This window comes from Rariglobus hedericola (assembly GCF_007559335.1).
Taxonomy (GTDB): domain Bacteria; phylum Verrucomicrobiota; class Verrucomicrobiia; order Opitutales; family Opitutaceae; genus Rariglobus; species Rariglobus hedericola.
The window spans coordinates 1,252,583-1,258,893 of sequence record NZ_VMBG01000002.1 but is presented as its reverse complement, the minus strand read 5'-3'; the positions used below and the strand labels follow the sequence as shown (position 1 = coordinate 1,258,893).

Annotated in this window: 8 protein-coding genes; all 8 read left to right on the top strand. The window is 47.8% G+C overall.

Annotated features, from left to right (window positions below):
• Positions 1–814 precede the first annotated feature (814 nt).
• On the top strand, positions 815–1,204 hold the full coding sequence (locus FPL22_RS15685) for a hypothetical protein (protein ID WP_144353945.1): 390 nt from the start codon (positions 815–817) through the stop codon (positions 1,202–1,204).
• Between the two features lie 116 nt (positions 1,205–1,320).
• Positions 1,321–1,704: a hypothetical protein gene (locus tag FPL22_RS15680; protein WP_144353944.1), complete on the top strand. Its 384-nt coding sequence runs from the start codon at positions 1,321–1,323 to the stop codon at positions 1,702–1,704.
• A 658-nt stretch (positions 1,705–2,362) separates the two neighbouring features.
• On the top strand, positions 2,363–2,791 hold the full coding sequence (locus FPL22_RS15675; protein WP_144353943.1) for an SMI1/KNR4 family protein: 429 nt from the start codon (positions 2,363–2,365) through the stop codon (positions 2,789–2,791).
• A gap of 115 nt (positions 2,792–2,906) precedes the next feature.
• The gene (locus tag FPL22_RS15670) at positions 2,907–3,149 is read left to right on the top strand and encodes a hypothetical protein (RefSeq protein WP_144353942.1); all 243 of its coding nucleotides are present in this window, start codon (positions 2,907–2,909) and stop codon (positions 3,147–3,149) included.
• Between the two features lie 125 nt (positions 3,150–3,274).
• Positions 3,275–3,577, top strand: coding sequence for a cytoplasmic protein (locus FPL22_RS15665; RefSeq protein WP_144353941.1), 303 nt, complete (start codon positions 3,275–3,277; stop codon positions 3,575–3,577).
• Between the two features lie 939 nt (positions 3,578–4,516).
• Entirely contained in the window at positions 4,517–5,053 is a 537-nt protein-coding gene (locus FPL22_RS15660; protein ID WP_144353940.1) for a hypothetical protein, read from the top strand.
• 598 nt (positions 5,054–5,651) lie between these two features.
• A complete protein-coding gene (locus FPL22_RS15655; protein ID WP_144353939.1) occupies positions 5,652–5,900 on the top strand; it encodes a hypothetical protein in 249 nt (82 codons plus the stop codon).
• Positions 5,901–5,963: 63 nt separating this feature from the next.
• Entirely contained in the window at positions 5,964–6,305 is a 342-nt protein-coding gene (locus FPL22_RS15650; RefSeq protein WP_144353938.1) for a YciI family protein, read from the top strand.
• Positions 6,306–6,311: the final 6 nt, after the last annotated feature.

The following is a 6,311-nucleotide window of genomic DNA, read 5'->3' as shown; positions in this document are numbered from 1 at the left end:
CCGAAAGCTACAAACACAGAAATGAAAACGGAGCCGAACCAGTCGTTACAGACAATTTCGTGCAGTGTCACAGTCGCGGCGGAGCCGCTTTGTGTGCCACCGCACGAAATGTCTGATCTAAAGCGTTAGGCAAAAAAATGACCGAACATTCCCCATTTTTAGTTGGTAGGCGATACCGGGTTAGGCGCGGATATTCAGAATTGAATCACGCTTTTCGCCAAGGTGAAGAGGTTATTTTCACCAGCCATGCTTATTCGCCGAAAGAAGGCCTCACGCGATATTGGTTTCAAAGCGTTTCATCGGGGGAGACGAATATCTGGCATTATTCGGACGGTGACTCCATTGACGGATGGCAGGAGATATTCGAGGGAGTTAACGAACCTATACAAAATGAAAACGGAGCCTAACAAGTCGTTACAGACAATGACCACAGCTGTCACGTGTCGTGCTGCGCACGCCCCGCGCCAGCTGCGGTCATGTCTGATCTAAAGCGTTCGGCAAATCGGATTCCCAGAATATAGAAAGCTGTCAGCGAAGAGTCGGTATGCGAATGAAGCCCGAAAAAATAATACAGAGTCGCCGGACATCGGAAGCGACGGGGCGAAGCCATCGTTAGAAAGAAAACCATCAGCCTGAAAAGAAACCGACCCCACGCGCATGAATATCTCTGGAGCCAGAAACAAAAACCACGGAGCCGAACCAGTCGTTACAGACAATTTCGTGCAGTGTCACAGTCGCGGCGGAGCCGCTTTGTGTGCCACCGCACGAAATGTCTGATCTAAAGCGTTAGGCAGAAGAAATGAACATCCGAATAATGCTTTGGATTCTGGTCGCCCTATTAACGGCCCCTCCGCTTTTGAATCTCGCCGGATACAATGTATTCCTCTACATAGGAAGCGATTCCCGCAAGGTGGTGATAGCTGCTTCGCAGGGGCTTTGTCACCTCGCTACTACATCGGAGACGAAAGATGTTTCTGCCTTTTCTGATTATCCTCCCGAATTCTCTGAGATTTATATGGAAATCCTGAAGATTGGTCCAGTCGAGCTATTCTCAGAAAAGCGAATGGACCCTATGCAGTGGTTCCAGTTTGGCATCAGACCGAAGAGCGCCACATTTGATTATTCTGCTGTCGAGTTTCCATGGGGCCTGCTGCCTCTAGCCCCACTCATCGCTATTTACCTGAAACGGAAAAAGAAAAAATGAGCCTAACCAACGGTTACAGACAACGCGGTTTAAGCTCCCCATGAATTCGATTGCACAGGGTCCGCGTGTCTGACCCGGAACGTTGGGCAAAAATCATGAAAATAATCCCACTATTCATGTTTTGGACGTCTGTCGTATTCGCGGCGACGCCGCCCGAATTTGAATTCACCAAGACGTTATTGCCGAACTCGAAGCACGTATCGACCGAGATGGTCAGCGGTCGCCTCAATGGTAGTGCGATTTCTATCTATCGCGGAAAAGAATCAATTGAAAGCGTAGTAGCCGCGCTCGAAAAGCACTTCGGCAAAAAGCTTATCTTCGAGGAGTCGGACAGTAGTTGGCGTGAAACTGGTCGTTTATTTGGACAAGCCGGTCACGGTGAGACGACTGCACATGGACAGTATCTGCTAGATCAGCTACGGGTTAATATTTTCATATTTCAGCTTATCATGGAGGACTATAAGACCAATAGTGTCGTTTTAATCATCGAACCAAAATGAAAACCACGGAGCCCAACCAGGCACTACAGACAATTTCGAGGTCTGTCCCAGTCGCGGCTGAGCCGCTTTGTGGGCCAGCCCTCGAAATGTCTGACTTTTAACGTTCGGCAAAAAAATGAGAAGCGAGTTTCAGTTTCTACAGTCAGAGGACGACGAAAGAGAATTTATTACTACGTTCTCCGGTCAAGTGAATGCTTTAGAGACTGACTCCGAAACTCAGTGGTTCTTTCGAGTTGGGGATTGTCCTATTCAGTTCCTCCGATCACGTCGCTGGCCGAACCAGATTGCTGTCGGTCGTATCGCGATAGCTACGCACGGGTTTGGCCTATCGTTCGCTTCGTCTGATCGAGCCGAAGCAATTTTCAAGCAGATGCGCACTTGGCTTAAGAAAAGATATACGAATAAGCTTACAGCCGAGAATACCAAGATTCCCGGAAGCACTACTTCTTACCGCAATATGTGGCTTGGACCCGATGCGCGCACCAAATATCGCAGCACACAGGTTACACTTCGATCAATGGTTTCAGATTGTGTAGTCATAAAAGAAGACGCCGAACCAGGTGCCACAGACAACGATCTGCACTGTCACGGAATGTGCTCCGAGCCGCACATTCCGCGCCAGCGCAGATCGCGTCTGACCTAAAGCGTTAGGCAAAATATGAAAAATACGATCGAATCCCTTGTCCGCGACTTTACCCAGGCTGCTTTGCCTGAATCAGTATTAAGTTTTATCGTAAGCAATAGCGGCGAAGCATTCGCAAATCATACATTTATCGTCCCCCACAAATCCGGAGACTGGGATGATTCACTAGAGAATTTTTATACGGAGGATGAGATTATCGACACCCTAGAGCGCGAATTGATGCTCAGGGAAGGCGGCGCAAAAGACATTCCAGATGGAATGATCCCCGTTGCAGAAAATGGTTTGGGCGATGTGATATATATTAGCCTTCGCGTCCACGAAGTCGGCGCGCTATATTATGGTTTTCACGAAGACATGGATTTAGACAGCGGGTCCGAATCAGGCCTTATTCATCTAGCGCCAAATCTCTTCGACTGGCTCAAAACACTGAAGAATGAAAACTGAGCCTAACAAGTCGTTACAGACAATTTCGTGCAGTGGCACAGTCGCGGCGGAGCCGCTTTGTGCCACCGCACGAAATGTCTGATCTAAAGCGTTCGGCAAAATAAATATGGGGCGAATGGTTCAACTCTGGAAATGCGAAGACACCGCAGAAGCGGCGACGTATCGTTATGGGCCTTCCAAAGAGCAGTCCGGCCGGCTGACGGTTTCCAAAAAAGATAAGACCGTCACGATGTTATCACCCATCCCGAAATTATCAGAAGATGAAGATCGGTTTTTCTATCGAGACTTGGCTGTCGTAAAGCTCCAGATGCTTTCATCGCGAGAGACTTACCCAGACGAAACTTTTATCGGCACATGAAAACCACTGAGCCGAACCAGTCACTACAGACAATGACTATGACTGTCCCAGTCGCGGCTGAGCCGCTTTGTGGGCCAGCCATAGTCATGTCTGACTTTTAACGTTCGGCAAAAAATTATTGGCATATGACTATAGATCAGGCGATTTTACATAGTTATCAAAATCGAGCCGAAATCAAAGCCAGCGATAGTTGTGCCTGCTTTCATTGTCTTGCTCGATTTAAGTCTCATGAAATTAAGCGTTGGTATGATACTGATGATCCCAATTGGGATGGAGAGCCCATTTTGGATTCAGGACCATATCCAGGAATGACTGCTGGTTGCCCTGTTTGCGAAAATGATTCGGTTATAGGTTCTGCTTCTGGATTGGATTTGAATGATGAATTTCTTAGGTCGCTAGACAAATATTGGAATGGCAGCAAAAAATAAAGACCACAGAGCCGAACCAGTCGTTACAGACAATTTCGTGCGGTGGCACAGTCGCGGCGGAGCCGCTTTGTGCGCCACCGCACGAAATGTCTGATCTAAAGCGTTCGGCAATAAAAAGTCCCGTGCTCATCTTTAAGCTCATCGCTACATTTCGAGCCATGTTTACAGCCACAGTCATTCTAGGATTCTTTTCTTCGCCTAGTTTTGCACGTAACTATGGGTTCTTAAATGAAGCAATTCGCGAGCACGGCGAGAATCCCACACCAGAGACACAGGCTCGACTGACTACCGCCCAAAATAAGGCCAGGATATTTGATTTCAGTCTTATCGCGGCTCCAGCCGGGTTGATTGGCTATATTTTATTTCGAAGATTCAAAAAGAGGCAGAAATCGAACCCGCTCAGATGAATACACCCATTGTCCAAAATCAAACCACAGCGCCGAACCAGGCGTTACAGACAACTACCCGCACTGTCACGCCGGCTGCTTCGCCCCCGTCGCGCCAGCGCGTGTCGTGTCTGATCTGAATCGTTCGGCGCAGAAAAATTACGATGGAAACTCTACATCTTATTTTACAGTTACTTTTATTATTCGTAACGATCTGGCTTCTGCCACGCCGAATTCCCAGAAAAGGATATGGCCTCCCCCTTTACTTTACTATCGTTTTTTGCATTTGGCTTAGTTTGACATTTTTCACGTTATTTTACTTCGATCCAGCAGTTGGAACAGACAGCCCCGGAATCGGATGGCTGCTGGAGGGATTCATTGCCGGATGCATTGGGGCGTTTATTTACACGCTAAGACCAAAACCAGTGACTCAGAACCGTGAACGGACTGTTAAATGAGGCCGGAATTACAAGCCACGGAGCCAAACCAGTCGTTATAGACAATAACCACAGCTGTCACGGGCCCTGTCTGATCTAAAGCGTTCGGCAAAAATATGAAGGTTTTCTTAAGTCTATTGGTCATTCTGGCACTGACTGGCTGCCTCGAATCACGAAAATCCCTGCCCTCATCGGGCATTCCCACGCCCCAAAAAAGCCAGATCAGGGATTTTGTAGGCTCATATGAGAATTTAGCGATCGATCAGACCACGAGATACCAGACTCCATTATCACAGATACTCATCGGTTATTTTGCGCCAGATATGGACGACATTGATTCAGTTGTTTTTTCCATTTCAGAAAGCGATGATTTGATCATCACTTGTATGCTTGATGGGAAAGAAAGATTTAAGAAGGTATACCCGAAGTCTTCATATGGATTTGACGGCGAAAATATTATTTTAGGAGCAGGTGCATACTCAGCCGATCCAGCATCCATGTCCCGAGGAAAGCAAAGTTACGGAAATAGCCTGTATCTCACCGCAGAGAAATCTATAGTATTTCACTCCAATAGCAGCTTTCGCGGGATGGCATATGGATTTATACCAGCCGCGAATTCCACCGAGACTATTTCTGTATGGAAAAGAAAATAACGAAGCCGAACCAGTCGTTACATACAATGCAGCTGGCTGTCACGCCAGCTGCTTCGCACCCGTCGCACCAGCAAACCGCATGTCTGATCTAAAGCGTTCGGAAAAATGAAAAATAGAGGGATTAGAGTTTTTATAGTTACAGCGATAGCGTATCCGCTTATTGCCGGTGGCTTAGCCCTATCATTTGGCTTATTTTCAGCGTGGGGATTTGGCATGACCACATTTCCGGATCTGACCCAAAATCGCCTGCTATTTCCCTCATTGATTTTCTCTCAGAGCGAAAATATCCAGCACGCATTTATCTTACATTCGATTATGAGTGGACTGCTTTACGCTATTTGCGTCTTGCTTGCTATCGGTGGATACCGGCTGATCGAAAGATTTAGAACCGGACAATGAAAACGGAGCCAAACAGTCGCTACAGACACGAACCACACTGTCACGGAGCTGTGCTCACAGCCGCACATTCCGAGCGAGTGTGATTCGTGTCTGACCTCCAACGTTAGGCAACAGCATGCCAAAGAAATCTAAACCCCTCTCGAAATAAAAGCTCCACAGGCTGGTGGCTTTATCGCGAAATCAAACAATGGGTATCAGCATGACTGAAACTAAACTAGCGTTTGGAGTGGCGTTGCGCAGCACAGGAACTGCAATCGCCGTTCTTTTCTTTATCGGGATTCTATCTACGATTTTAAAGCCTTATCATGCAGCTCTCGGCGATAGTGCAGCACCGCTTACCGCCGTCTTGTTTTTACTTCTGCTATTCTGGCTTTTTTATAAAACGAGTCGTCAAAGCATTAAGGTCTTCAAGCAAACCCATCGCTTCTATCGCGATGATGAAGCGTAATCAGCGTTTACCTCGAAATAGAGATCTTAAGTCTTCTGCGGCGACCAACTTTAACTAAAACGCATGACCAAATACTTGGTATCCATCCACCGCGCTAACGACTACGACCCGGCTGTCGCTGAGGATAAAGCGATGTCTCGCGATATCGATGCGCTGAACGATGAAATGATGATTGCGGGTGTGAGGATTTTCGTTGGCGGTCTGCAGCCAATAACCAACGCGAAGTCACTGCGGAGGCAGCCCGATGGGGCAGTGATCATTACCGATGGCCTTTATCTGAAAACCCCGGAGCACGTAGGTGGTTTTTGGGTATTGGAAACCGCTGACTTCACCGAAGCGCTCGCGTGGGGGCGCAAAGCCGCCGTGGCCTGCCGTGCTTCCGTAGAGGTGCGCCCGTTTCATTAACGGACG

Excerpts from the sequence above, each read along its gene's own strand:
- FPL22_RS15665 (WP_144353941.1), top strand. The coding sequence starts at position 3,275 with ATGACTATAGATCAGGCGATTTTACATAGTTATCAAAATCGAGCCGAA.
- FPL22_RS15650 (WP_144353938.1), top strand. The coding sequence starts at position 5,964 with ATGACCAAATACTTGGTATCCATCCACCGCGCTAACGACTACGACCCG.
- FPL22_RS15680 (WP_144353944.1), top strand. The coding sequence starts at position 1,321 with ATGTTTTGGACGTCTGTCGTATTCGCGGCGACGCCGCCCGAATTTGAA.
- FPL22_RS15655 (WP_144353939.1), top strand. The coding sequence starts at position 5,652 with ATGACTGAAACTAAACTAGCGTTTGGAGTGGCGTTGCGCAGCACAGGA.
- FPL22_RS15685 (WP_144353945.1), top strand. The coding sequence starts at position 815 with ATGCTTTGGATTCTGGTCGCCCTATTAACGGCCCCTCCGCTTTTGAAT.
- FPL22_RS15670 (WP_144353942.1), top strand. The coding sequence starts at position 2,907 with ATGGTTCAACTCTGGAAATGCGAAGACACCGCAGAAGCGGCGACGTAT.
- FPL22_RS15660 (WP_144353940.1), top strand. The coding sequence starts at position 4,517 with ATGAAGGTTTTCTTAAGTCTATTGGTCATTCTGGCACTGACTGGCTGC.
- FPL22_RS15675 (WP_144353943.1), top strand. The coding sequence starts at position 2,363 with ATGAAAAATACGATCGAATCCCTTGTCCGCGACTTTACCCAGGCTGCT.